Source organism: Thermohalobaculum xanthum (genome assembly GCF_016623495.1).
Classification (GTDB): domain Bacteria; phylum Pseudomonadota; class Alphaproteobacteria; order Rhodobacterales; family Rhodobacteraceae; genus Thermohalobaculum; species Thermohalobaculum xanthum.
This window is the reverse complement of sequence record NZ_JAEHHL010000005.1, coordinates 86,613-111,470: the sequence shown is the minus strand read 5'-3', so window position 1 is coordinate 111,470 and position 24,858 is coordinate 86,613. Positions and strand designations below refer to the sequence as shown.

16 protein-coding genes and 1 riboswitch are annotated in these 24,858 nt (G+C 68.8%); of the genes, 9 read left to right on the top strand and 7 right to left on the bottom strand.

What is annotated here, in order from left to right; genetic code table 11:
- Window positions 1–6 precede the first annotated feature (6 nt).
- The 7 genes from H0I76_RS09565 to H0I76_RS09535 form a co-directional block, all read right to left on the bottom strand.
- Window positions 7–930, bottom strand: coding sequence for a PHP domain-containing protein (locus tag H0I76_RS09565; protein WP_200609644.1), 924 nt, complete (start codon window positions 928–930; stop codon window positions 7–9).
- Window positions 931–1,039: 109 nt separating this feature from the next.
- Window positions 1,040–4,132 (bottom strand): efflux RND transporter permease subunit, encoded by a 3,093-nt coding sequence (locus H0I76_RS09560; protein WP_200609643.1) that lies wholly within the window; start codon window positions 4,130–4,132, stop codon window positions 1,040–1,042.
- Entirely contained in the window at window positions 4,132–5,229 is a 1,098-nt protein-coding gene (locus H0I76_RS09555) for an efflux RND transporter periplasmic adaptor subunit (RefSeq protein ID WP_325166428.1), read from the bottom strand. Before H0I76_RS09555 ends, H0I76_RS09560 begins: the two co-directional genes overlap by 1 nt.
- Before the next feature lie 208 nt (window positions 5,230–5,437).
- Window positions 5,438–8,287, bottom strand: a complete 2,850-nt coding sequence (gcvP, locus tag H0I76_RS09550) for an aminomethyl-transferring glycine dehydrogenase (RefSeq protein WP_200609641.1) — start codon at window positions 8,285–8,287, stop codon at window positions 5,438–5,440.
- A gap of 7 nt (window positions 8,288–8,294) precedes the next feature.
- A complete protein-coding gene (gcvH, locus tag H0I76_RS09545) occupies window positions 8,295–8,654 on the bottom strand; it encodes a glycine cleavage system protein GcvH (RefSeq protein WP_200609640.1) in 360 nt (119 codons plus the stop codon).
- A gap of 49 nt (window positions 8,655–8,703) precedes the next feature.
- Window positions 8,704–9,846, bottom strand: a complete 1,143-nt coding sequence (gene gcvT / locus H0I76_RS09540) for a glycine cleavage system aminomethyltransferase GcvT (RefSeq protein WP_200609639.1) — start codon at window positions 9,844–9,846, stop codon at window positions 8,704–8,706.
- Window positions 9,847–9,992: 146 nt separating this feature from the next.
- Window positions 9,993–10,081, bottom strand: a riboswitch (glycine riboswitch).
- A gap of 118 nt (window positions 10,082–10,199) precedes the next feature.
- Window positions 10,200–11,072, bottom strand: a complete 873-nt coding sequence (locus H0I76_RS09535) for a MurR/RpiR family transcriptional regulator (RefSeq protein WP_200609638.1) — start codon at window positions 11,070–11,072, stop codon at window positions 10,200–10,202.
- An 88-nt stretch (window positions 11,073–11,160) separates the two neighbouring features.
- Between H0I76_RS09535 and H0I76_RS09530 the strand changes: the two genes are divergently transcribed.
- The 9 genes from H0I76_RS09530 to H0I76_RS09490 all read left to right on the top strand — a co-directional run bounded on the left by H0I76_RS09530 (window position 11,161) and on the right by H0I76_RS09490 (window position 24,844).
- Window positions 11,161–11,991, top strand: coding sequence for an N-formylglutamate amidohydrolase (locus tag H0I76_RS09530; protein ID WP_200609637.1), 831 nt, complete (start codon window positions 11,161–11,163; stop codon window positions 11,989–11,991).
- The gene (locus tag H0I76_RS09525; RefSeq protein ID WP_200609636.1) at window positions 11,991–12,527 is read left to right on the top strand and encodes a TRAP transporter small permease subunit; all 537 of its coding nucleotides are present in this window, start codon (window positions 11,991–11,993) and stop codon (window positions 12,525–12,527) included. The genes H0I76_RS09530 and H0I76_RS09525 overlap by 1 nt, the downstream gene beginning before the upstream one ends.
- Window positions 12,527–13,849: a TRAP transporter large permease gene (locus tag H0I76_RS09520; protein ID WP_200609635.1), complete on the top strand. Its 1,323-nt coding sequence runs from the start codon at window positions 12,527–12,529 to the stop codon at window positions 13,847–13,849. The genes H0I76_RS09525 and H0I76_RS09520 overlap by 1 nt, the downstream gene beginning before the upstream one ends.
- Window positions 13,850–13,939: 90 nt before the next feature.
- A complete protein-coding gene (locus H0I76_RS09515; RefSeq protein WP_200609634.1) occupies window positions 13,940–14,974 on the top strand; it encodes a TRAP transporter substrate-binding protein in 1,035 nt (344 codons plus the stop codon).
- A gap of 112 nt (window positions 14,975–15,086) precedes the next feature.
- Window positions 15,087–16,451, top strand: a complete 1,365-nt coding sequence (locus H0I76_RS09510) for a glutamine synthetase family protein (RefSeq protein WP_200609633.1) — start codon at window positions 15,087–15,089, stop codon at window positions 16,449–16,451.
- 135 nt (window positions 16,452–16,586) lie between these two features.
- Entirely contained in the window at window positions 16,587–17,975 is a 1,389-nt protein-coding gene (locus H0I76_RS09505) for an aldehyde dehydrogenase family protein (RefSeq protein ID WP_200609632.1), read from the top strand.
- Window positions 17,972–19,117, top strand: a complete 1,146-nt coding sequence (locus H0I76_RS09500; RefSeq protein WP_200609631.1) for an iron-containing alcohol dehydrogenase — start codon at window positions 17,972–17,974, stop codon at window positions 19,115–19,117. Before H0I76_RS09505 ends, H0I76_RS09500 begins: the two co-directional genes overlap by 4 nt.
- Before the next feature lie 286 nt (window positions 19,118–19,403).
- On the top strand, window positions 19,404–20,804 hold the full coding sequence (locus H0I76_RS09495) for a hypothetical protein (protein WP_234455234.1): 1,401 nt from the start codon (window positions 19,404–19,406) through the stop codon (window positions 20,802–20,804).
- Between the two features lie 521 nt (window positions 20,805–21,325).
- Complete coding sequence (locus H0I76_RS09490; RefSeq protein WP_200609630.1) at window positions 21,326–24,844, top strand: error-prone DNA polymerase; 3,519 nt, start codon at window positions 21,326–21,328, stop codon at window positions 24,842–24,844.
- Window positions 24,845–24,858: the final 14 nt, after the last annotated feature.

Here is a 24,858-nt window from a genome sequence, read left to right as displayed (position 1 = left end):
CGCGGATCAGTCGCACCAGATCGGGTTTGTCCAGGCCTTGCGCCCGGCGCGGTCCACCACGGTCACCCGCAGCCACGGACTGCGCCCGAAGCGGTCGAGCGGCACGGTTGCCTCGGTCATCGAGTTGCCATGCACCGCTGTCGCGGCCGAGGCGTGGCCCTGCACGATGACCGTGGCGACAGCTGTCGAGCGCACCGTGATGCCATCGCGCCGCATCTCGACACCGCGCAGTTCAGGGCCCTGGGTCGCGTAGAAATGGCCGGCCTTCAAGGCTTCGAGCAGGGCCTGGGGCTCGTTCTCCTCGGCGCGGACCATCACCCAGCCGCCGAAGTGGTCGGGCTCGGTGAAATGCGCGTCGTCGGTCGCGATCGCGGTCAGCGCCCGCCCCTCGCTCAGCAGAAGATCGAGCATGTGGAACCCGTCGCCGCGGTCGCAGCCCACGGCGCAGCCGTGGTTGTAGATCTCGACCGCGTGGGCGGCGTCGATCGCGCGGGCCTCCGCCTGCGTCAGGCCTGACCACTGCGGATGGGCGATGGCGACGAAGGCGCCGGCCTCGCGGGCGCGCCGCGCCAGGTCGGCCGCGCTCTCCTGCCCCTCGACGGGATGGAAGCCGGGCGCGTGAGGCGGCGCGAAATCGGGCGGCAACCCGACGGCAACAAGATGCCACAGATCGCCATTCGCCATCGCTCCGGAATGGACCTCGGCGCCAAGGAGCGTGGTGAAGCCGTTGGTGCGAAACGGCGTGGTGTCCGCGATGGGGTAGCCGAACGCGCCGATGAAGTGGTCTGTCAGCGCGAGAAAGTCATATCCCTCGGCCCGGTAGCGGCGGCAGACCTCCTCGGGCGGCAGCGCGCCGTCTGACAGGGTCGAATGGGTGTGCAGATTGCCGCGCCAGAAGCGGCCCGGGCGGGAGAAGAGGTTGAGAGGCATGCGTCCCTCGCGTGATGACCGGGCTTCCTCGAACACCCGACCGATGTCGGATCAGTGACACTCCGGGCGCGGGACGACGATCGCGCCGCGCCCGGCCGCAGCGGCCCGATCACTCCCCCGGTGCGGAAACGCCCAGCTCACGCTCGAGCGCGCGCTCGACCGCGCTGCGGGGCGGCGTGAAGCGCGCGAACAGGTCGTAGAGAACCGGCGTCACGAACAGCATCAACGTGGTCGAGAGCATGAGCCCCGCAATGATCACGCTGCCGATCGCGATCCTGCTCTCGGCGCCCGCCCCCGAGGCCAGCACGAGAGGCATGGCCCCGAGCACAGTGGAGACGGCGGTCATGACGATGGGCCGCAGGCGGAGCACCGATGCCTCGATCACGGCGTCGCGCACGGTGCGGCCCTGGTCGCGGAGCTGGTTGGCGAACTCGACGATCAGGATCCCGTTCTTCGCGATGAGCCCGATCAGCAGGATCGCGCCGATCTGGCTGTAGACGTTGATCGAAAGCCCCCCGGCCGCCATGGCATAGACTGCCCCGGCAAGACCGGTCGGCACCGTCAGCATGATCACGGCCGGATGGACGAAGCTCTCGAACTGAGCGGCGAGCACCAGGAAGACGATCAGCAGCGCCATCGCGAAGACCATGCCCGCGCCGGCCGAGGTGTCCTTGAAGGTTCGCGACTGCCCCTCGTAGCCCAGCTTCGCCTCGGGCGGCAGCGTCTCGCGCGCGGCATCCTCGAGAAAGACAAGCGCCGACCCAAGATCGTAGCCGTCCTGCAAGGCCGCCGAGAGCTGGATCGAGGGCAGGCGATCATAGCGCCGCAGGGACGGTGCCGCCGCGTTCTCGGTCAGGGTCACCAGCGCGCCAAGCGGCACCAATGTCTCGCCATCCCCGGCGCGAATGAAGATGTTGGCGATGTCCGACGGGACGCGCCGGTCGTCGTCCTCGGCCTGGACCAGCACCGGGTATTCACGCCCGCGACTGACGAAGCTCGTGACCTCGCGCGAGGCCAGCATGGTCTGGAGCGTCGCCGCGATCACTTCGACCGAGATGCCGAGATCGGCCGCCCGCATCCGGTCGATCGTGATATCGAGTTGCGGAAGGTTCTCCTCGAAATCGATCTCGGGATTGACCAGGCCCGGGTTCTCCTCGGCCTTCGCCAGAAGCGCGTTGGCCCATTCCTTGACGCTCTCGAAATCGGGCCCGCCGATCACGACGCGCACCGGCGTCGAGTTTCCGCGCAGGCCGAGGCCCGCGGGCGTCACCGGGAAGCCGCGTGCGACCGTGACTTCCCCCATGCGGGGGGCGATGTCGCGCACGATCGCGCCCACGTCCCGGCTCCGCTCGTCCCAGGGGGCGAGCCTCAGCACGACGAAGGAGCGGAACGCGCGGCCCCAGCTGCCGCTGAAGGTAAAGACCGTGGCGATCTCGCCCGACTGGCGCAGCGGCTCGACGATGCGCTCGACCTGCCGGGCGGCAATGTCGGTATGCTCGAGCGTCGAGCCCTGCGGCGCCGTGAGCGGCACGAAGGCGACGCCGCGATCCTCGCGCGGGGCGAGCTCGCGCGGGAGCCCGCCATAGAGCGGCCAGGCCCCCGCCGTCACCGCCACGGCAATGGCGATCACCACCAGCGGCATCCGGATCGCGCGGGTCAGCAACCAACGATAGACGCGCTGCACCATCGGCTCGGTGGGCGTCGAGCCGGCCGACGGGAGCGCCCTGTGGGGACGCAACAGCTTCGAGGCCAGCGCCGGGCACGCGGTCAACGCGACGAAGGTCGAGATCGCGACCGCCCCCGCCATGACCCAGCCGAACTCGATGAAGAGGCGGCCGACCTGTCCGGGCAGGAAGGAGAGCGGAACGAAGACGGCGATCAGCGTGACCGAAGTCGCGATCACCGCGAAGGTGACCTGCTCGGCGCCGCGCAAGCTGGCGGCGAGAACACTCTCGCCAAGCTCGATGCGGCGCTGGATGTTCTCGAGCACGACGATGGCGTCGTCCACCACAAGGCCGATCGCCAGCAAGAGTGCCAGCAGCGTGAGCGTGTTGAGCGAGAAGCCCCATGCCCCGATCAGCATGAAGCAGCCGATCAGCGCCACGGGGATCGTGATCGCGGGGATCATCGTCGCGCGCAGGCTGCGCAGGAACAGAAGGATCACGAGAACGACCAGGACAAGGGATATGCAGAGCGCGATTCCGACCTCGCGGATCGAGGCGCCAACGAACAACGCATCGTCCGAGCCGACCTCGATCGCCATCCCCTCGGGCAGGCTGCCGTCGAGGCTTTCGATCTCCGCCCGCACGGCCTTCGAGATCGCCAGCGTGTTCGACTGGCTCTGGCGCAGGATCGCCATGCCGACGGCCTCGACCCCGTTGTTGCGCACGATCGTCGAGTCGTCCGCCACGCCCGGGGCGATCCGCGCGACATCGGCCAGACGCACGGGGTAGCCGGCGACCCGGTCGATGACGATGTCCCGGAAGTCGTCGATCGACTTGATGCGGCTGTTGAGGCGGACCGAGAGCTGCCGGGCCACGGACTTCACGTCGCCCGCGGGAAGCTCGAGATTGTTCCGCAGCAGTGCCGCCTCGACATCGGCGACGGTGAGATTGCGCGCGGCAAGCGCCCGCCGGTCGATCCAGATGCGCACCGCGAAGGGGCGCTCGCCATAGATGTCGACATTGGCGACACCATCCAGCGTGGCGAGACGATCGGCGATGAAACGGTCGATGTAATCGGTGATCTCGGCGGTGGTCATCCGGTCCGAGGTGACCGCAAGCCGCATCACCGGATCGGCGTTCGCGTCGCTCTTGACGACCTGCGGCTGGTCCGCCTCCTCGGGCAGCTCGCCGAGCACGCGGCCGACCGCGTCGCGCACGTCATTCGCCGCCGCGTCGATGTCCTTTCCGGCGACGAACTCGATCGTCGTCTGGCCCCTGCCCTGGCGGCTTTCGGAGCTGATCGTACGAATGCCCGAAATCGAGGCGACCGCGCCTTCGATCACCTCGGTGATGTCGGTGTCGATGACCTCGGGGGCCGCGCCACGGTAGGTGGTGGTCACTGTCACCACCGAGGTGTCGACATCCGGCAGCTCGCGTATCGGCAGGCTTTGCAGCGCGGCGATGCCGAAGACGACGATCAGCAGGTTTGCGACCGCGGCAAGGACCGGGCGGCGGACCGAGATGTCCGAGAGGCGCATCAGCCGCTCCCCGCCGGATCATGTTGCGCGGTGTCGAGCGGATCGCCCAGAACACGGACCTGGGCCCCGTCGCGGATGCGCTGGAGGCCGCGCGTGACCACCGCCTCCTCGCCCGTCAGGCCATCGGTCACGGCGATCAGCCCGTCCTGGCGCTGTCCCGAGACGATCTTGCGCCGAACCGCGCGGCCATCCTCGACGACGAAGACGAAGGTGTCTGCGGCCTGCACGAGCACCGCCTCCTCGGGCACGACAAGCGCCTCGGCTTCAGCAAGCGTGAGCGTGAGCGACATGAACATGCCGGAAGGGAGCACGCCTTCAGGGTTGGGGATGATGGCGCGCACCCGGAACGAGCGGCTGACGGCGTCGATCCGGCTGCCGATCGCGGCGACGCGCCCGTGGAAGATGCGCCTCGGGAACGCCGCGCTGCGCGCGGAAACGAGCTGGGCCGCGGCGATCTCGGAGAAGAGTGTCTCGGGAAGCGAGAATTCGACCTCGACCTCCGAGAGATCGTCCAGCGTGGTCAGGACCGTCTCGTCGTCGACCCGTGCACCGAGATCGACATCCGTGAGGCCGACGACCCCCGAGAACGGCGCGCGGATCACGCGGTCCGAGAGCCGTCTTCGCGTGCGCTCGACCGCGGCCTCGGCAGCGGCGCGCTCGGCCGTCACCTGCTCGAGCGCGGCCAGCGCGACGGCATTCGTGCGCTGCAGGCGGCGCGTGCGCTCGATCGCCTGGTCCTTCTCGACCAGCAAGGCCTCGGCCTCGGCGAGGTTCGCGCGCTCGATGTCCGAGTCGAGGCGCACGAGGACCTGGCCTGCCGCGACTTTCTGGCCCGGCGTGAACGCGATCTCTTCGACGCGGCCAGAGGCGAGGGGCACGATCTCGATGGACTGGCGTGCCCGAGTGCTGCCAACCGCCTCGACCGTGCGGCTCAGGCGCCGGCGCTCGACAAGCGCGACTTCGACCGGCACTTCGCGATTGCCGGCCGAGGTGCTGGCCGCCGTCTCGGATGCAAGATGCGTGCGATATGCCTCGTACCCTCCGGCACCGACGATGCCCAGAAGGACAAGCACGAGGAACTGTTTCCAGATTGGCACGCGCACCCCGCCACATGATGAAGCGCCACCGCGCTCCATGCCAGAACGTCCGCAAAGCCGCGGTCCGTCGCGAGACGGCGAAAATCAAGCTAATCCACCTTCGTCGCGCCGTCGATACATGATGGCAGCATCATGCGACCGGCGTGGTTTGGCCGTTTCTGCGCGGCCGGGCACGGCGACGGGTCGGCCGTGCCCGGCCGGGAAGGCGTCACTCGGCGGCTTCGGCGTAGTTCTCGACCGGCGGGCAGGAGCAGATCAGGTGCCTGTCGCCGTGGACGTTGTCCACCCGGTTGACCGGCGGCCAGTACTTGTCGACGCGAAACGCCCCGGGCGGGAAACAGGCCTGCTCGCGGCTGTAGGGACGATCCCACTCGCCGACCAGGTCCTCGACCGTGTGAGGCGCGTGCTTGAGGGGGTTGTTGTCCTTGTCGATACGCCCTTCCTCGATGTCCCGGGCCTCCTCCCGAATGGCGAGCATCGCCGTGATGAAGCGGTCGATCTCGGCCTTGGTCTCGCTCTCGGTCGGCTCGATCATCAGGGTTCCGGGCACGGGCCAGCTCATGGTCGGCGCGTGGAAGCCGCAGTCCATCAGACGCTTGGCGATGTCGTCGACCGTCACCCACGCTGTCTGGGAAAGCGGTCGGGTATCGACGATGCACTCATGCGCGACGTATCCCTCGGGCGAGTGGTAGAGGATATCGTAGGCACCGGCCAGGCGCTTTGCGATGTAGTTGGCCGATAGGATCGCGACCTTGGTCGCCTGCGTCAGCCCCTCGCCCCCCATCATCAGGCAATAGGCCCACGAGATCGGCAGGATCGAGGCCGAGCCCCAGTTCGCGGCCGAGACCGCGCCCGCGTCGCCGGTTTCGGGCCGGCCGGGGAGATAGGGCTCGAGATGTGACTTCAGCCCGATCGGCCCCATCCCCGGCCCGCCGCCGCCATGCGGAATGCAGAAGGTCTTGTGCAGGTTGAGATGGCTGACATCCGAGCCGATGTCCCCGGGCCGCGCGAGCCCGACCAGCGCGTTGAGGTTCGCGCCGTCGAGGTAGACCTGGCCGCCATGCTCGTGCGTGATGTCGCAGATGTCGCGCACGGTCCGCTCGAACACGCCATGCGTCGACGGATAGGTCACCATGCAGGCGGCCAGATTGGCCGAATGCGCCTCGGCCTTCGCACGGAAATCGTCGACGTCGATGTCGCCGTTGTCGGCAGCTTTGACGACGACGACCTTCATCCCCGCCATCACCGCGGAGGCGGGGTTGGTGCCGTGCGCGGAGGTCGGGATCAGGCAGATGTCGCGGTGCCCCTCGCCCCGGGCCCGGTGGTAGGCTCGGATCGTGAGCAGGCCCGCATACTCGCCCTGCGCGCCCGAATTGGGCTGCATCGAGATCGCGTCGTACCCGGTGATCTGACAGAGCTTGGCGGAAAGATCGGCGATCAGTTCGCGGTAACCGGCAACCTGGTCCTCCGGCACGTAGGGGTGGATGTCCGAGAACTCGCGCCAGGTGATCGGCATCATCTCGGCGGTGGCGTTGAGCTTCATCGTGCATGACCCGAGCGGGATCATGGCCCGGTCGAGGGCCAGGTCGCGATCGGCGAGACGGCGCATGTAACGCGTCATCTCGGATTCGGCCCGGTTCATATGGAAGATCGGATGCTCGAGATACGCCGAGTCCCGCAGCATCGCGCTGGGCAGGCGATACTCGGGCGTCATGTCGGCGTCCCTGAAGTCGCCGCCGAAGGCGCGCCAGACCGCCTCGAGCGTGTCGGGCCGGGTGCGCTCGTCGAGCGAGATGCCGATGCGGGTCGAGCCGATCTTGCGAAGGTTCACGCCCTCGCGGCGCGCCGCCTCGAGCACGACCCCCTGCACGGCACCGACATCGACCGTGATGGTGTCGAAGAAGACCGCGGGCTCGACCGTGTATCCGAGCCGCTCAAGTCCCTTCGCCAGCCGCACGGTCTTGCGGTGAATGCGCTGCGCGATCGCCTTGATGCCCTCGGGACCATGGAAGACCGCGTACATCGATGCCAGAACCGCGGGCAACGCCTGCGCGGTGCAGACATTCGACGTCGCCTTCTCGCGCCGGATATGCTGCTCGCGCGTCTGCAGCGCGAGGCGGTAGGCGCGATTGCCCCTGGCGTCGATCGAGACGCCGACAATGCGGCCGGGCATCGCGCGCTTGTACTCGTCCTTCGTGGCCATGTAGGCGGCATGCGGGCCGCCGAAGCCCATCGGCACGCCGAAACGCTGGGTCGAGCCGACCGCGATGTCGGCGCCCATCTCTCCCGGCGACTTGAGCAGCGCGAGGGCAAGCGGATCCGCCGCCATGCAGGCGATCGCGCCGGCCTCGTGCAATGCGGCGACCGGCGCGCTGAAGTCGTCCACATGGCCCAGGGTCCCGGGATACTGGAAGAGCGCGCCGAAGACGGCGGACGCATCGAGATCGGCGAAGGGGTCGCCGACGATCACCTCGATGCCGAGCGGCTCGGCCCGGGTGCGAACCAGCGCGATGTTCTGCGGATGACAGTGATGATCGACGAAGAAGGCCGTGGCCTTGGACTTCGCGAGCCGATGCGCCATCGTCATCGCCTCGGCCGCGGCGGTGGCCTCGTCGAGGAGCGACGCGTTGGCGACCGCGAGCCCCGTGAGGTCGCTTACCATCGTCTGGAAATTGAGCAGAGCCTCGAGCCGGCCCTGGGCGATCTCGGGCTGGTACGGCGTGTATGCGGTGTACCAGGCGGGGTTCTCGAGAATGTTTCGCTGGATCGCAGGCGGGGTGACGGTGTCGTAATACCCCTGCCCGATCAGCGAGGTGAGAACCTGGTTCTTTTCCGCCACGCGGCGCATGCGGAAGAGCATCTCGCGCTCCGAGAGCGCCTTGCCCCATGCCAGCGGCTTCTCCTGGCGGATCTCGGACGGCACGACCCGGTCGATCAGCGTGTCGAGGCTGTCCGCCCCCACCGCGGCCAGCATCTCGGCCATCTCGGAGGGCGAGGGGCCGATATGCCGCCGGTTCGCGAAGTCATAGGGAAGGTAGTCGGTCAACTCGAAGGTCATTGCGCCCTCACGCGATCATCGCCTTGTAGGCCGCTTCGTCCATGAAACCGTCGATGCTGGCACCCTCCGCGGGCTTGATCCGGAAGAACCAGCCCTTGCCGAGCGGGTCGCTGTTGACCAGCGAGGGATCGTCAGCGATGGCCTGGTTCACCTCGGTAATGGTGCCGTCGATCGGCGCGAGGATGTCAGAGGCGGCTTTCACGGATTCGAGGACGACGATCTCGTCGCCTTTCTTCACCTCGCGGCCCGTCTCGGGCAGCTCGACGAAGACGATGTCGCCAAGCTGCTCGGTTGCGTAGTCCGTAATCCCGACAGTCAGCGCATCACCCTCCGGGCGCAGCCACTCGTGCTCCTCGGTATACTTCATGATCGGCATCTCCTCAGGCTGTGGTTTTTCTCGTTAGATGGTTGGCAGGTCAGCTTTTCTTGTACCCGTTGGGCACGAAGGGCATCGGCGCGACGGAAAGCGCAAGGCGGCGACCTCGCACTTCGGCGAAGACGCGGGTGCCCTCGGCGGCGAGCCCCGCGGGCACGTAGCCCATCGCGACCGGCGCGCCGAGGCTCGGGCCGAAGCCACCGGACGTGACAATCCCGATGCTGTCACCGCCCTCTTCCGCGGCGAAGAGCGGCGCGCCCCCGCGCACCGGCGCGCGTCCCTCGGGCAACAGGCCCACGCGCAGACGTGCCGGTTCCGCATCGAGCTCGGCAAGAATGCGCGCCGCGCCGGGAAAGCCGCCCTCGCGCGCGCCGCCCGTGCGCCTGGCCTTCTGGATCGCCCAGGTCAGGCCCGCCTCGACGGGCGTCGTCCCGCGGTCGATGTCGTTGCCATAGAGACAGAGCCCGGCCTCCAGGCGGAGCGAGTCGCGCGCGCCAAGGCCGATGGGTTCGACCGCGGGGTCGGCGAGCAGCGCCTCGGCCAGCCGCATCGCGCCGTGGTCCGGCACCGAGATCTCGAAGCCGTCCTCGCCGGTATAGCCCGAGCGCGAAACGAGGCAGGGCAGACCAAGGATCTCGACCTCGCGCACGTCCATGAAGCGCATCTGCGCGGTGTCGGGCGCGAGCCCGGCCAGGACATTCCCCGCCTCGGGCCCCTGCAGCGCCACCAGCGCGCGGTCCGTCAGCATCGAGACCTGACAATCGGCGCCGAGCCCCTGTTGCAGATGGGCGAAGTCGGCCGCCTTGCACGCGGCGTTCACCACCAGGACCAGCCGGTCGCCCAGGTTCGCGACCATCAGGTCGTCGAGGATCCCGCCGTTGTCATCGGTGAACAGCGCATAGCGCTGCCGGCCGACGCCAAGGCCGAGGATGTCGACCGGCACCAGCCGCTCGAGGGCGCGCGCCGCATCCGAGGTGTCGCCCGAGCGCGCCGTCACGACGATCTGCCCCATATGGGACACGTCGAACAGGCCCGCCTTCGCCCGGCAGTGCTGATGTTCGGCCATGATGCCGGCGGGATAGTTCAGCGGCATCTGGTACCCGGCAAACGGGACCAGCTTAGCGCCGAGGCGGCGATGCAGCTCGGTCAGCGGTGTCGGCAGGCCTTCGTCGGTGTCAGTCATGGGCGCCCTCTCCACGGTAGAATGCCAGGATGCACCGGGGCGATCGTTCCATCACCCCACGCCCAGCCCCGTCGGCGCCCCCTCTGTCCTTTCGCCTGAGATCGCTATCCCTTCGGCGGACGCTTGCGCGCCTCTCTCCAGAGTCTCGCGTCCCACCGGTCCTTTTGCCTGAGAGTTTCCGAGGCGCGGTTGCTCCTTCGGCACCGGATAATCCGGCTTCTCCCGGGGGGATGTCGCGAAGCCTACCCAGCACATTCCGGCTGATCAAGACGGATCGTGTCCGCGGGACGATCTCGCGGGAATGTGACTCGACCGGGCCGGAACGCGCCATGGCGGCGGCGCCCCGCCGCGCTTCAGACGAATTTCCTGAACAGCCGCGTTTCATCGAAGATCTGCTCCAGCGTCTCCATCCGGGTCTTCGCATCCTGCCAGTCGAGGTCCTGGACGGCCGCGATCAGCGCCTCGACGACCATCAGGATCGCGACGGAACTGTCCCAGGCGGATGGTGCCTCGATATGCGCCGAGAAACGGTGGCGCGCGATCTTCCCGATTGGCGAGCCCCACTGGTCGGTGAACAGCACGACCTCGGCACCGCGCCCATGCGCCATCTCGGCGAGGCGCAGCAATGCGTTCTCGTAGCGACGGATGTCGAAGACGACGACCGCGTCCCCGGGCCGCACGTCAAGCAGGTAATGCGGCCAGACACCGGGTGCGGCGCCCAGCTGGCTGACATCCGGGCGGATCACCTGGAGATGATTGAACATGTAGTCCGCCAGCGAGCGCGTGATACGGCCGCCGGTGATCAGGACCTTGCGGCGGGTATCGGCAAGACAGGCGGCAGCGGCGTCGAAGGTCGCCGGGTCGATCTGCGCGAGGGTCTGGCGAAGGTTGGACTCGACGGCCTCGGCGAAACGGCCCAGGATCGGCGATCCCGGCGCCCCCTCGGTCCAGCTTTCCCGCTTGCGGATCGGATCCGAGATCTTGGCCGCCACCTCGCGGCGCAACGCCTCCTGGAACTCCACGAAACCCTCGAACCCCAGCTTTCGGGCAAGCCGCATCACCGTCGGCCCGGAGACCTGCGCACTGGAAGCCACCTGCGTGATCGATGCGAGGCCGGACACGGGATAGCCGTCCAGCAACGCGTGGGCGACCTGGCGCTCGGCCCGGGTGAGGCTGTCGAGACGGCTGCGCAGCAACTCCTCGATGCTTTGCGGCTTTCGACGCATCCATCGACTCCCCATCGCACGGGCGTCGTTCGGCGGCCCGCTTGAAATAATGTTGACAGACAATTTTGCGGTGAACAATCCTTTTCAAATGCTGACCGATGTCTCGCAAGATTCGCGCCTGCTGAGCCCGGAGGAAGGACCGGCTGTCGAGGTCATCAACCCGGCGGGACGGGGCGCGATCGTGCTGGTCTGCGAACATGCGTCGAACCGGATCCCGCACCGGCTGGGCGATCTCGGCCTCAGCGCGGAGGCGCGCCTCAGCCATATTGCCTGGGACCCCGGCGCACTTCCGGTAGCCATGCGGCTCAGCAAGGAGTTCGATGCGCCCCTCGTCGCAGCCCGCTTCTCGCGCCTCGTGTTCGACTGCAACCGCCCGGCCGAGCGCGCAGACGCCATGCCCGAGCGCAGCGAGATCTTCGATGTGCCGGGCAACCGCGCCCTGACCGCCCCCGACCGTGCGCAGCGCGTGCGCGAGATCGCCGAGCCCTTTTGCGAGACGCTCGCCGGTGTCATCGACGATCGCGTCGCGGCCGGCAGGCCCACGGCCCTTGTGACCATCCACAGCTTCACACCGGTCTATTTCGGCCAGGCGCGCAGCGTCGAGCTGGGAATCCTGCACGACGCGGACAGCCGCCTCGCGGATGCGATGCTGGTGCATGCGGCGTCCGAAACCGGGCTGCGAACCGAGCGCAACGAGCCCTACGGGCCTGCGAGCGGCGTCACCCACACGCTCAAGGCGCATGCCCTGACACGCGGCCTGCCAAATGTGATGATCGAGATCCGCAACGACCTGATCGCCGATGCCGCGGCCCAGGGTCGTGTCGCGGCCGGGCTCGCGCGCGCGCTGCGCCCGGCACTGAGGGAACTCGGCCTGGACGCCGGGACTGCCGCCGGCGCGGCGAAGCAGGGAGAGGCATGATGCCGGGCTGGATGCTCGCCTATGTCCGCCATGTCGAGCGGCTGAACCGCATCGTCGGGCGGTTCGCGATGTATCTGCTCTTCGTGATGATGGGGATCCTGCTCTGGTCCTCGATCTCCAAGACCTTCTTCGTGCCGGCGCACTGGACGCTCCTGATGGCGCAGTTCACGATGACGGCCTATTTCATCCTCGGCGGGCCCTACTCGCTCCAGCTTGGTTCGAACGTGCGGATGGACCTGCTCTACGGCGCATGGTCGCCGCGGACCAAGGCCTGGGCCGACGCGCTGACGGTGGCGACGCTGATCTTCTACCTCGGCGTCCTGCTCTATGGCGGGATCTCCTCGGCCACCTACGCCATCCAGTATGGCGAGGAGAGCCGCGGCCTCTGGCGCGCGCCGATGTGGCCGATCAAGACGATCATGTGCCTTGGCGTCCTCCTGATGATCCTGCAGGCGGTCGCCCTCTTGATCCGCGACATCGCCACGCTCCGAGGCGAGACACTGCCCGACAGCCATGCCATGCAGGAGGCGCGCTGATGTCCTACGACATGATCGCGCTGATGATGTTCGCCTCGATGATGCTGATGCTGATGACGGGGCAGCGCGTCTTCGCGGCCATCGGCTTCGTCGCGGTGGTCGCCTCGCTCGCGCTCTGGGGCACGGGCGGCGGCGAGATCGCCTTCTCGGCGGCGATGAAGCTGATGAAGTGGTATCCGCTGCTGACGCTGCCGATGTTCATCTTCATGGGCTACATCCTGTCCGAGAGCCGGCTGGCCGACGACCTCTACCGCATGTTCCATGTCTGGTTCGGGCCGGTGAACGGAGGGCTGGCAATCGGCACGATCGGGCTGATGGTACTGATCTCGGCCATGAACGGGCTGTCGGTCGCAGGCATGGCGATCGGCGCCACCATCGCGCTGCCCGAGCTTCTGCGCCGCGGCTATGACAAGCGCATGGTGACGGGCGTGATCCAGGCGGGATCGTCGCTCGGCATTCTCGTGCCGCCCTCGGTCGTGCTGGTGCTGTACGCCATGATCGCGCGCCAGCCGGTCGGGCAGCTCTGGCTTGCGGGGGTGTTCCCGGGCCTGCTGATGGCCTCGCTCTTCATCCTCTATATCGTCATCCGCTGCCGGCTGCAGCCGAGCCTCGGGCCCGCCCTGCCGGTGGGAGAGCGCGACGTGCCGATGGCCGAGAAGGTCCGCCTGCTCGGCGCCGGCATCCTGCCGCTGGTCATCTTCGGCGCGATGATGGTGCCCTTCATCAACGGCTGGACCTCGCTGGTCGAGAGCTCGGCCATCGGGGCGCTGACGGCGCTGGCGGCGGCGATCGTAAAGGGCCGCCTGACGCGGCAGGTCTTCGAGACCAGCGTGCGCCAGACGCTCGCCATCTCGTGCATGTTCATGTGGATCATCCTGGCCGCGCTCTGCTTCGGCGCCGTTTTCGACGGTCTGGGGGCTGTGCGCGCGATTGAGGGCTTCTTCCTCGACAGCCTGGGCCTCGGTCCCTGGGAGGTGCTGATCCTGATGCAGCTCAGCTACCTGCTCATGGGCACCTTTCTTGACGACACCGCGATGCTGGTGATCGTCGCACCCCTCTATGTGCCGCTGGTCGGCAGCCTCGGCTTCGACCTGATATGGTATGGCGTGCTCTACACCATCACCTGCCAGATCGCGTATATGACGCCACCCTTCGGCTACAACCTGTTCCTGATGCGCGCCATGGCGCCGCCCGAGATCACGATCATCGACATCTACCGCTCCATCGTGCCCTTTGTCGGGGTGATGCTGCTGGCGCTGGTGCTGGTCATCGTCTTCCCGGAGATCGCGCTCTGGCTGCCCAACCATGTCTACGGAAAGTGACCAGAACTCCGACAGGAGCGCATAACCCGGCACAGACCGGGACGAGGAAACGGGCGAGGGCCCGCAAATGACAGAACGGAGGTTGAGACCATGACCACGAGACGCAAGTTCATCGCCGGCGCAGGCGCCGCCGGGGCCGCGACGCTGGCCGCGCCTGCCGTCCACGGGCAATCGCCGATCCGCTGGCGGCTGCAGACCTATGCCGGGCCGGCGCTGGCCGAGCACGTGATCAAGCCCGCGATCGACAGCTTCAACAAGATCGCAGCCGGCCAGATGGAGATCGAGCTCTATTATGCCGACCAGCTGGTGCCGACGGGCGAGCTGTTCCGCGCCATGCAGACCGGCACCATCGACGCGGTGCAGTCGGACGACGACTCGATGGCCTCGCCGACCGAGGTGACCGTGTTCGGCGGCTATTTCCCCTTCGCCTCGCGCTACTCGCTCGACGTGCCGGTGCTGTTCAACCAGTACGGCCTGGCCGAGATCTGGGACGCCGAATACTCGAAGGTCGGGATCAAGCACATCTCGGCCGGGGCCTGGGACCCCTGCCACTTCGCCACCAAGGACCCGATCAACAGCCTCAAGGACCTCGAGGGCAAGCGCGTCTTCACCTTCCCGACGGCAGGCCGGTTCCTCGCGCAGTTCGGCGTCGTGCCCGTCACCCTGCCCTGGGAGGACATCGAGGTCGCCGTCCAGACGGGCGAGCTCGACGGTATCGCCTGGTCGGGCATCACCGAGGACTACACGGTCGGCTGGGCCGATGTGACCGACTGGTTCCTGACCAACAACATCTCGGGCGCCTGGTGCGGGTCGTTCTTCGCCAACATGGACCGCTGGAACGAACTGCCCGCGAACCTGCAGGAGCTTCTGAAGGTCACCTTCGACAGCTCGCACTACTATCGCCAGTGGTGGTACTGGGGCGGCGAGGCGGCGCTGCGCGTCAACGGCACCAAGATGAAGCTGACCACCATTCCGGACGAGGAATGGGCCGTCGTCGAGGGCAAGGCGCGCGAGTTCTGGGACGAGATCGCGGCCGAGTCCGAGGTCAAGGCCAAGGTCGTGCAGATCCTCAAGGACTACAACGCTGCGATGGAGAAGGCGGGGCGCCCCTACCGCTACACCTGATCCCCGCCCCCTCGCCCGCCACGCGGGCGGGGGCCGATATCCTGCCTTCCCCGCCCGCGGGGAAGGCCACGGCATCACGCCGACCAACCGATCCGATACCCAGGGTGTTCACATGCCAGGCAAGCTGAGCCTCGACGAATTGAAAGCGGCGGTGGCCGCGGGCGAGATCGATACCGTGCTCGCCGCACAGGTCGACATGCAGGGCCGCCTGATGGGCAAGCGCTTCCAGGCCGAGTTCTTCCTGGAGAGCGCCGTCGAGGAGACCCATGCCTGCAACTATCTCCTGACCGTCGACATGGAGATGGAGCCGGTTCCGGGCTACCGGTCGGCGAGCTGGGAGAAGGGCTACGGCGACCACGTCCTCAAGCCCGATCTCGGGACGCTGCGGCGGGTGCCGTGGCTGCCGGGCACCGCCCTGGTGATCTGCGACACGCTCGACCACCACACCCACGAGCTGATCCCCCATGCGCCGCGCTCGGTGCTCAAGCGCCAGGTCGCGCGGCTCGAGGCGATGGGCATGCGGGCGATGGCGGCGACCGAGCTTGAATTCTACCTGTTCCGCGACAGCTTCGAGCAGGCGCATGCCAAGGGCTACCGCGGTCTCGAGCCGGTGTCGCCCTACAACGAGGACTATCACATCTTCCAGACCTCGAAGGAGGAAGAGGTGATGCGGGCGATCCGCCTGGGCCTCAACGGCGCGGATGTGCCGGTCGAGAATTCGAAGGGCGAGGCCTGGGCCGGGCAGGAGGAGATCAACATCCGCTACGCCGACGCCCTGACCATGGCCGACCGCCATGTCGTGGTGAAGAACGGCATCAAGGAGATCGCCTGGTCGAAGGGCCATGCCGCCACCTTCATGGCGAAGTACGATTACGAGGCCGCGGGCAGCTCGAGCCACGTGCACCAGTCGCTCTGGTCACACGAGGGGCAGCCCCTGTTCCATGACCCGTCGGCCGAGCACGGGATGTCGGCCCTGATGCGCAACTATCTCGCCGGCCTGCTCACGCATGCGACCGAGTTCACGCTCTTCCTTGCGCCGAACATCAACTCCTACAAGCGGTTCATGGTCGGGACCTTCGCGCCCACCAAGGCGGTCTGGTCGACCGACAACCGGACCGCGGGCTACCGGATCTGCGGCCTCGACACCAGGGCCGTCAGGGTCGAGTGCCGCGTGGGCGGCGCGGACCTCAACCCGTATCTCGCGATCGCTGCGCAACTCGCGGCAGGGATCGCCGGGATCGAGGCGAAGCTCGACCTCGAAGCCCCGTTCAGCGGCGACGCCTATCACGGGGAGGGCCGCGAGATCCCGCGGACCCTGCGCGACGCGACGGCCGCGCTCGACGGCTCGGCCATGCTGCGCGCGGCCATGGGCGACGACGTGGTCGACCACTACGTCCACGCGGCCAAGTGGGAGCAGTTCGAGTACGACCGACGCGTCACGGACTGGGAGATCGCGCGCGGCTTCGAGCGCTCCTGACACCGCGCGCCCCGCGGGCCGAACGGATCTCGCGGCGCCCTGGCGTCAGAAGGCGGTCTTGACCGGGGACGCCGAGCAGGATTTCAACGCGGCACCGGACCCACGGTGCCAGAACCCCACGGAGCGCGACGCGCCATGACCACCATCCTGAAATGCATCTCTCCCATCGACGGCTCGGTCTACGCCGAACGCCCCGTCGCCGACGTGGCCGCCGCCCGACGTGCCGTGGCTGGCGTCCGATCGGCACAGAAGGCATGGGCCGCCCGACCGCTTGCCGAGCGCATCGCGCTGGTCGAGGCCGGTGTCGAAGCCCTCGTCGCCATGAAGGACGAGGCCGTGCCGGAACTCGCGCACATGATGGGGCGCCCGGTGCGATACGGCGGCGAGTTCGGGGGCGTCGTCGAACGCGCCGCCTACATGGGCTCGATCGCGGCCGAGGCGCTGGCGCCGCTGGTGGTCGAGAACTCCGCCCGTTTCGAGCGCCGCATCGAGCGGGAGCCGCATGGTGTCGTCTTCGTCATCGCCCCCTGGAACTATCCCTATCTGACGGCGATCAACACGGTCGCGCCGGCCCTGATCGCGGGCAATGCCGTGGTGCTCAAGCACGCGACGCAGACCCTGCTGGCGGGCGAGCGCATGGTGCGTGCCTTCACCTCGGCGGGCATTCCGCAAGACGTCTTCATCAACCTCTTCCTCGACCACCTGACCACCGAGGCGCTGATCGCCGAGCGGGCCTTCGACTTCATCAACTTCACCGGCTCGGTGAATGGCGGCAGGGCGATCGAACGCGCCGCGGCCGGCACCTTCACGCCGCTGGGGCTGGAGCTGGGCGGCAAGGACCCCGGCTATGTCATGGAGGACGCCGACATCGACTGGGCGGCCGACGTGCTGATGGACGGGGCGATGTACAATTCGGGCCAGTGCTGCTGCGGCATCGAACGCATCTATGTCCACCGCTCGCGCTTCGACGAGTTCGTCGCCAAGTCGGTCGAGATCGTCTCGCGCCTCAGGCTCGGCAGCCCGCTCGACGCCGAGACGACCCTCGGGCCGATGGCCAACGCCCGCTTCGCATCAGAGGTGCGCGCCCAGACGGCCGAGGCGGTGGCGGCCGGCGCGACCCCCCTGATCGACCCCGCGCGCTTCCCGCAGGATGACGGCGGCACCTATCTGATGCCGCAGATCCTGACCGGCGTGAGCCACCAGATGCGCGTCATGCGCGACGAGAGCTTCGGCCCCGTGGTCGGCGTGATGCCGGTGGCGGACGATGACGAGGCGATCAGCCTGATGAACGACTCGCCCTACGGCCTCACCGCCTCGCTCTGGACGGCCAATGCTGACCGCGCGGCCCGGATCGGAGGGCGGCTCGAGACCGGAACCGTGTTCATGAACCGTGCCGACTATCTCGACCCCGCGCTGTGCTGGACCGGATGCAAGGACACCGGGCGCGGCGGCGCGCTGTCGGTCATCGGCTTCCACAACCTGACGCGTCCCAAGTCCTACCACCTGAGAAAGGCACTGACATGACCCTCCGGGCCAACTGGTCCTATCCGACCGCCATCCGCTTTGGCGCCGGCCGCATCGCCGAACTGCCCGAGGCCTGCGCCGCCGCCGGCATCAAGCGGCCGCTTCTGGTAACCGACCGGGGCCTTGCGACGCTTCCCGTGACGGCGAGAACGCTCGACATCCTCGATGGCGCGGGGCTTGGCCGCGCGATGTTCCCGGAGGTCGACCCGAACCCGACCGACAAGAACCTCGCCGCCGGCATCGAGGCCTTCAAGGCCGGCGGGCATGACGGGGTGATCGCCTTCGGCGGCGGCTCGGGCCTCGATCTCGGCAAGCTCGTGGCCTTCCAGGCCGGGCAGAGCCGGCCGGTCTGGGACTTCGAGGACATCGGCGACTGGTGGACGCGTGCCGATGCCGCGCGCATCGCCCCCAACATCGCCGTCCCGACGACGGCGGGCACGGGATCCGAAGTTGGGCGCGCGGGCGTCGTCACCAATTCCGAGTCCCATGTGAAGAAGGTGATCTTCCACCCGAAGATCCTGCCGTCGGTGGTGATCGCGGATCCCGAGCTTACGGTCGGTATGCCCAAGCCCATCACCGCCGGCACCGGCATGGATGCCTTCGCGCACTGCCTCGAAGCATATTGCAGCCCGTTCTATCACCCGATGAGCCAGGGCATCGCGCTGGAGGGAATGCGGCTCGTGAAGGAATACCTTCCCCGCGCATATGCCGACGGCACCGACATCGAGGCGCGCGCGCAGATGATGTCGGCTGCCGCGATGGGGGCGGTCGCCTTCCAGAAGGGTCTCGGCGCGATCCACTCGCTGAGCCATCCGCTCGGCGCCCTCTACAACACCCATCACGGCACGACCAACGCGGTGGTGATGCCGCCGGTGCTCCGCTTCAATCGACCCGCGATCGAGGAGAAGATCGAGCGGGCGGCCGCCTATCTCGGGATCACCGGTGGTTTCGACGGGTTCTACGACTGGGTGATGCAGGCCCGGGCGCAGCTCGGCATCCCGGCCAACCTGACCGCCATGGGCATCGGGTCCGAGAAGTTCGACCAGATGGCGCAGATGGCGATCGTCGACCCCACCGCCGGAGGAAACCCGGTCGAGCTCACGCTCGAAGCAGCCCGCCGGCTCTACGACGAGTGCAAGTGAGCGATCCGGGACGGGCACCCGCGAGGGCCCGTCCCGACCCCCACGCCCGACCCCTCGTGCTCGGGCGGCATGGCGCCGGCGGCGCACCCGGCAGAGCGCTCCCGGCGCGCCGGCCGGGTCGGGAACGGAAAGCTGCTTTTCGTCATTCTTGCTTGCCTGCGCCGGCACAATCCGAAAAGTGGGGTGGATCCTCGACCCGGCGCCGGAGACGCTGCGTGATGCGGCCCCCATCTTCTTGCAATGCTGACGGCGCCCGGCGCGGCCACGCCTTCGCGCTGCCGGCGAAATGACCTCGGGCCCGTCCCACCGCACCGACGCCATTGTCGGCGCCATGCTCGCGGTGCTGCTTGGCCTGATGATGGCCACCGAGTGGCATGGTCCCGCATTGTTCGGCCGCGCCGCCGAGGTGATGGTGCTGCCGGTCGTCGCCCTGCTGTGCCTGAATGTCGGTTGGACGCGGCGGATCTTCGTCGGGGTGGCGCTCGCGCTTGCCGGCATCGCCGCCGCCACACGGGACGACTGGCTCGCGATGGTGGCGACGGCGCTGCACACGGCGGCCTTCATCGCCGCGTTCTTCACGGCACTGGCCTCGCTCAGGAACGCCTCGGCCAGCTCGGCATCGATCCAGACCTGCGGGCGGTTCCTGTCCGATCAGCCGCCCGGCCGGCGCTATGCGGCGCTGACAATGGGTGGGCATCTCTTCGGCATGCTGCTGAACTATGGCGCGCTGGTCTTGCTGGGAACCCTGGCCGAGGCGAACGCCGCGCGCGAGCGCGATGCCGAGATCCGCGGCCACCGGATCCGGCGCATGCTGCTCGCAATCCAGCGGGGCTTCGTCTCTACCCTGAGCTGGTCGCCACTCGCCTTCGCCATGGCCATCTCGACCAAGCTGGTGCCCGGCGCCTCCTGGGCCGCGGCGGTCGGCCCCTGCCTTGTCAGCGCGGCGATCCTCGCGGGCACCGGATGGGCGCTCGACACGATCTTCAAGCCGCGCCTGAGCCACCCACCCCCGCCACGCACGCGCCCGGAAGGCAGCTGGGCGAGCCTCTGGCCGCTGCTCGCGCTCCTTGCTGTGATCGCGGTCACGGTGGGCAGCCTTCACCTCGCCACCGGAATCCGCGCGACGGGGGTCGTGATGGTCGTGGTGCCGCTGCTCTCGCTCGGCTGGGTCGTGATCCAGAACCTCGATCACCGGCCTTTCGCGACCGCCGCGCGACGGGCGCTCGACTACTCGCGGCGCGATCTTCCCGCCTATCGCGGCGAGCTGGTGCTTCTCTTGATGGCGGGCTTCATCGGCACGCTGGGCTCGCAGCTGGTCGCGCCGCTCGTCAGCGAGGCGGGCGTGAACCTTGACGCCGTGGCGGGCTGGCAGATCCTCGTGGCCCTGGTCTGGCTGATCCCGCTGACAGGCCAGCTTGGCATGAACCCGATCCTCTCGGTCTCGCTGGTCGCGCCGATCCTGCCGCCCGCGGCGCAGATGGGGCTCACGCCGGCCGATGTGATCGTGGCGATCACGGCCGGCTGGGCGCTGAGCGGTGCAAGCTCGCCCTACACGGCAACGACGCTGCTGATCGGGGCGCTGGGCAAGGTGAGCGCGCGCACGGTCGGGCTGAGATGGAACGGCGGCTACACGCTGGTCTGCGGTGTCCTGCTCTCGATCTGGGTCGGGCTGCAGGCCGTGCTCTGAGGCGCGCCCACCCCGGCCGGATTCTTGACGGGGGTCAAAGACTCGGGCGGCGGGACGGGTAATCTTCAAGACACGGTATCGGCACGGTACGAGGGCGCAGGCGCCCCGGTCTCCCGCCCGCCGGAACGCCCGAGGCGCCGCCCCCCGCGGTGCGCAGGGTGGCTGTCGGGACAAGGGGTTGCGCCCGATGTGGTCCACCGGCCTTCCGGGCACATTACGGCCCGGACACCGCCGGGCGGCGATGCCGATTGCGCCCCGCCGGATCCCCCTCTTGGCGGGGCGCAATTCCCTCCCGCAGACGTCACCTCGCCACGCGCCCGGCGCCGGGACTGCTTTCACGCGTGAAACTGTACTTAAATAATTGATATATAAATGTTTTACGGAGAGCAGCTTCGCCTTTCTCCATGCAACAACCATGCATGTGGGTCCACCACCATGAGCTGGTAGGGGCTTTCGCCCCTTGGCAGCCGCCACGACAACCGGCCGTTGCCGACTCGGCGGGAATAGAACATATCAAGAACATGTCCGATTTCGCCGAGCTGGTCACCACCACCAACTTCACCTTCCTCACCGGGGCGAGCCATCCCGAGGAGATGGTCGAGCGTGCGGCCGAGCTGGGTCTTTCGGCCATCGCCATCACCGACCGCAACTCGGTCGCGGGGGTGGTGCGCGCGCATGTGCGGCTGCGCGAGCTGGCGCGCGAGGCGGCTGCCGCGAACACACCCCCGGGCACGCCGGAACACCCTCCCGCGCGCAAGCCCTCCGGCGTCACCCCCGCGGATGTGCAGGCCCATGCCGTCCGGATCCGCTCGCAGCACCGGGTCGACCCGTCCTCGCGCCTGCCCGAGGGCCGCCTGCCGGCACAAGGGACGACGCGCTCGGCACAGGCCGCCGGGTCGGGACCCGTGACGGAACCAGGGGCGGGGCCGAAGGCGGAACCAGAGACGGGGCCGGTGATCCGCTCGGTCCCGCGGCTGATCACCGGCGCGCGCCTGAGCTTCACCGACACCGGCCACGAGGTCGTGGCACTGGTGCGCGACCGCGCGGCCTGGGCGCGGCTGTGCCGGCTGCTGACGCTGGGCAAGCGGCGGGCGGTCAAGGGGGAGTGCCAGCTCTCGCTCGCCGATCTCGAGACCTGGGGCGAGGGGCTTTTCCTGCTGATCCTGCCCCCCGACCCGCTGGGCCGCGGGGCGGACGCGGACGAAACGGTCGGCCTGGCGCGGCGCCTGGCGCGCCGGTTCGCGGGCGCGGTCCACCTGGGTGCGCATCCCCGCTATGACGGGCGCGACATGGCGCGCTTCGACGCGCTCGCGCAGCTTGCCGCCGAGGCCGGCGTCGCGCTAGCCGCCACCGCCTTTCCGCTGATGCACCGCGCCAGGCGCCGGCGCCTGGCCGACGTGCTGACCTGCATCCGCGAGCGCCTGACGGTCGAGACGCTGGGCTTCAAGGCCCTGCCCAACGCCGAGCGCCGCCTGCGCGCGGCCGACGAGATGACCCGATTCTTCTGCCGCCACCCCGACGCCGTTGCCGCCGCCGGGCGCATCGCCGCGGCCTGCCGCTTCTCGCTCGACGAGCTCAGCTACGACTATCCCGACGAGGGCGATGGCGAGTCCCCGCAGGCCCGTCTCGAGCGGCTGGCCCGCGCCGGGCTTGAATGGCGCTATCCCGACGGCGTGCCCGCCCATGCCCGCGACCTGGTCGAGCGCGAGCTCGCGCTGATCGGCAAGCTGGGCTACGCGCCCTATTTCCTGACCGTGCACGACATCGTCACCTTTGCCCGCGGCCGCGGCATCCTGTGCCAGGGCCGGGGCTCGGCGGCGAATTCCGTGACCTGCTATGCGCTGGGCATCACCGAGATCTCGCCCGAGACCATCACCATGGTGTTCGAGCGCTTCGTCTCGGAGGCACGCAACGAGCCGCCCGACATCGACGTCGATTTCGAGCACGAGCGCCGCGAGGAGGTGATCCAGCACATCTACGAGCGCTATGGCCGCCACCGCGCCGGGCTCTGCGCCACCGTCATCCATTTCCGCGCCCGCGCCGCCATCCGCGAGGTGGGCCGCGCCATGGGACTGTCCGAGGACGTGACCGCCGCGCTGGCCGGGCAGGTCTGGGGCTGGTCGCGCGAGAGCATAACCCCTGCCCGCCTGGCCGAGATCGGGCTCGACGCCGCCGACCGGCGGCTGATGCAGACCCTGGGGCTGGTCGAGGAGATCATCGGCTTCCCTCGCCACCTGAGCCAGCATGTCGGCGGCTTCGTCATCACCGCGGGACGCCTGGACGAGCTGGTGCCGGTCGAGAACGCGGCGATGGAGGAGCGCACCGTCATCGGATGGGACAAGGACGACATCGACGCGCTGGGCATCCTCAAGGTCGACGTGCTGTCGCTGGGCATGCTGACCTGCATCCGCAAGGCCTTCGACCTGCTGCGCAGCCATGTCGGCATCGACCACCGTCTTGCGACCCTGCCGCCCGACTGCCCGAAGGTCTACGAGATGCTGTGCCGGGCGGATTCCCTGGGCGTCTTCCAGGTCGAGAGCCGGGCGCAGATGAACTTCCTGCCCCGGATGCAGCCGCGCAGCTTCTATGACCTGGTGATCGAGGTCGCGATCATCCGTCCCGGCCCGATCCAGGGCGACATGGTGCATCCCTACCTGCGCCGCCGCGCAGGGGAGGAAGCGGTCGAGTTCCCCTCGGAGGAGCTGCGCGAGGTGCTGGGCAAGACGCTGGGCGTGCCGCTGTTCCAGGAGCAGGCGATGCGCATCGCCATCGTCGCCGCCGGCTTTTCCGCCGACGAGGCCGACCGGCTCAGGCGGTCGCTGGCCACCTTCCGCCGGACCGGGACGGTCGGCAGCTTTCGCGAGCGCTTCGTCGGCGGGATGCTGGCGCGCGGCTACGAGCCCGACTTCGCCGAGCGCTGCTTCAACCAGATCGAGGGCTTCGGCGAGTACGGCTTTCCCGAGAGCCACGCGGCCTCGTTCGCGCTCCTGGTCTATGCCTCGGCCTGGCTCAAGTGCCACCACCCGGCGATCTTCGCCTGCGCCCTGCTGAACGCGCAGCCGATGGGGTTCTACGCGCCCGCCCAGATCGTGCGCGACGCGCGCGAGCACGGGGTCGAGGTGCGGCCCGTCTCGGTCAACCACTCGCACTGGGACTGCACGCTGGAACCCACCGCGCGCGGCGGCTTCGCGCTGCGGCTGGGCTTTCGCCAGATCAAGGGCCTGCCCGAGGAGGACGGCCGCTGGATCCCGGCGGCGCGCGGCAACGGCTATCCGGATGTCGAGAGCCTGTGGCGCCGCGCCGGGATCGGGCGGCGATCGATCGAGCGGCTGGCCCGCGCCGACGCCTTCGCCGCGGGCGGTGTCGATCCGCCGCTATCCCGGCGCGAGGCGCTGTGGGAGGCGCGGGCGCTGTCGGGCGACAAGCCGCTGCCGCTGTTCCCCGAGGGCGAGGGCCTGCGCGAGCCGGCCGCGCGGCTGCCGGCCGAGGCGCCGGGCGAGGCGGTGGTCGAGGATTACCGCGCCCTGCGCCTGAGCCTCAGGGCGCACCCGCTGGCGCTGCTGCGCGAGGGCCTGAAGGGATCGGCCCGGGCGGAGGACCTGCGGATGGTCTCGGCCCGCTCGCGGGTAACGGTCACGGGCCTCGTGATCACGCGCCAGCGGCCGGGCACCGCCTCGGGCGTGATCTTCGTGACGCTGGAGGACGAGACCGGGGTCGCCAATGTCATCGTCTGGCCGCGGGTCTACCAGCGCTTCCGCCGGGCGGTGATCGCGGGTCGGCTTTTGCGAGTGAGCGGGCGGCTCGAGCGCGAGGGGGCCGTGATGCACCTGATCGCCTGGCGCATCGAGGACCTCTCGGCGCGGCTCGACGAGCTCGGCCTGGCGGGGCCGGTATCGGACGGGCGCGGCGACGAGGCGCGCCGCCCCGTGCCGGGAGGGCCCACGGCCCCGGGCGCCGGCCTGCCCGCCCGTGCCACGCCGCGCCCGCGCCACCCGCGCGAACAGGCCAAGGCGCTGTTCCCCAGCCGCGATTTCCACTGAGCGCGCGGCGGCGC

Coding starts and splice junctions, on each gene's coding strand:
- H0I76_RS09565 (WP_200609644.1), bottom strand. CDS start 930: ATGCCTCTCAACCTCTTCTCCCGCCCGGGCCGCTTCTGGCGCGGCAAT.
- H0I76_RS09560 (WP_200609643.1), bottom strand. CDS start 4,132: ATGCGCCTCTCGGACATCTCGGTCCGCCGCCCGGTCCTTGCCGCGGTC.
- gcvP (WP_200609641.1), bottom strand. CDS start 8,287: ATGACCTTCGAGTTGACCGACTACCTTCCCTATGACTTCGCGAACCGG.
- gcvH (WP_200609640.1), bottom strand. CDS start 8,654: ATGAAGTATACCGAGGAGCACGAGTGGCTGCGCCCGGAGGGTGATGCG.
- gcvT (WP_200609639.1), bottom strand. CDS start 9,846: ATGACTGACACCGACGAAGGCCTGCCGACACCGCTGACCGAGCTGCAT.
- H0I76_RS09535 (WP_200609638.1), bottom strand. CDS start 11,072: ATGCGTCGAAAGCCGCAAAGCATCGAGGAGTTGCTGCGCAGCCGTCTC.
- H0I76_RS09530 (WP_200609637.1), top strand. CDS start 11,161: ATGCTGACCGATGTCTCGCAAGATTCGCGCCTGCTGAGCCCGGAGGAA.
- H0I76_RS09525 (WP_200609636.1), top strand. CDS start 11,991: ATGCCGGGCTGGATGCTCGCCTATGTCCGCCATGTCGAGCGGCTGAAC.
- H0I76_RS09520 (WP_200609635.1), top strand. CDS start 12,527: ATGTCCTACGACATGATCGCGCTGATGATGTTCGCCTCGATGATGCTG.
- H0I76_RS09515 (WP_200609634.1), top strand. CDS start 13,940: ATGACCACGAGACGCAAGTTCATCGCCGGCGCAGGCGCCGCCGGGGCC.
- H0I76_RS09510 (WP_200609633.1), top strand. CDS start 15,087: ATGCCAGGCAAGCTGAGCCTCGACGAATTGAAAGCGGCGGTGGCCGCG.
- H0I76_RS09505 (WP_200609632.1), top strand. CDS start 16,587: ATGACCACCATCCTGAAATGCATCTCTCCCATCGACGGCTCGGTCTAC.
- H0I76_RS09500 (WP_200609631.1), top strand. CDS start 17,972: ATGACCCTCCGGGCCAACTGGTCCTATCCGACCGCCATCCGCTTTGGC.
- H0I76_RS09495 (WP_234455234.1), top strand. CDS start 19,404: ATGACCTCGGGCCCGTCCCACCGCACCGACGCCATTGTCGGCGCCATG.
- H0I76_RS09490 (WP_200609630.1), top strand. CDS start 21,326: ATGTCCGATTTCGCCGAGCTGGTCACCACCACCAACTTCACCTTCCTC.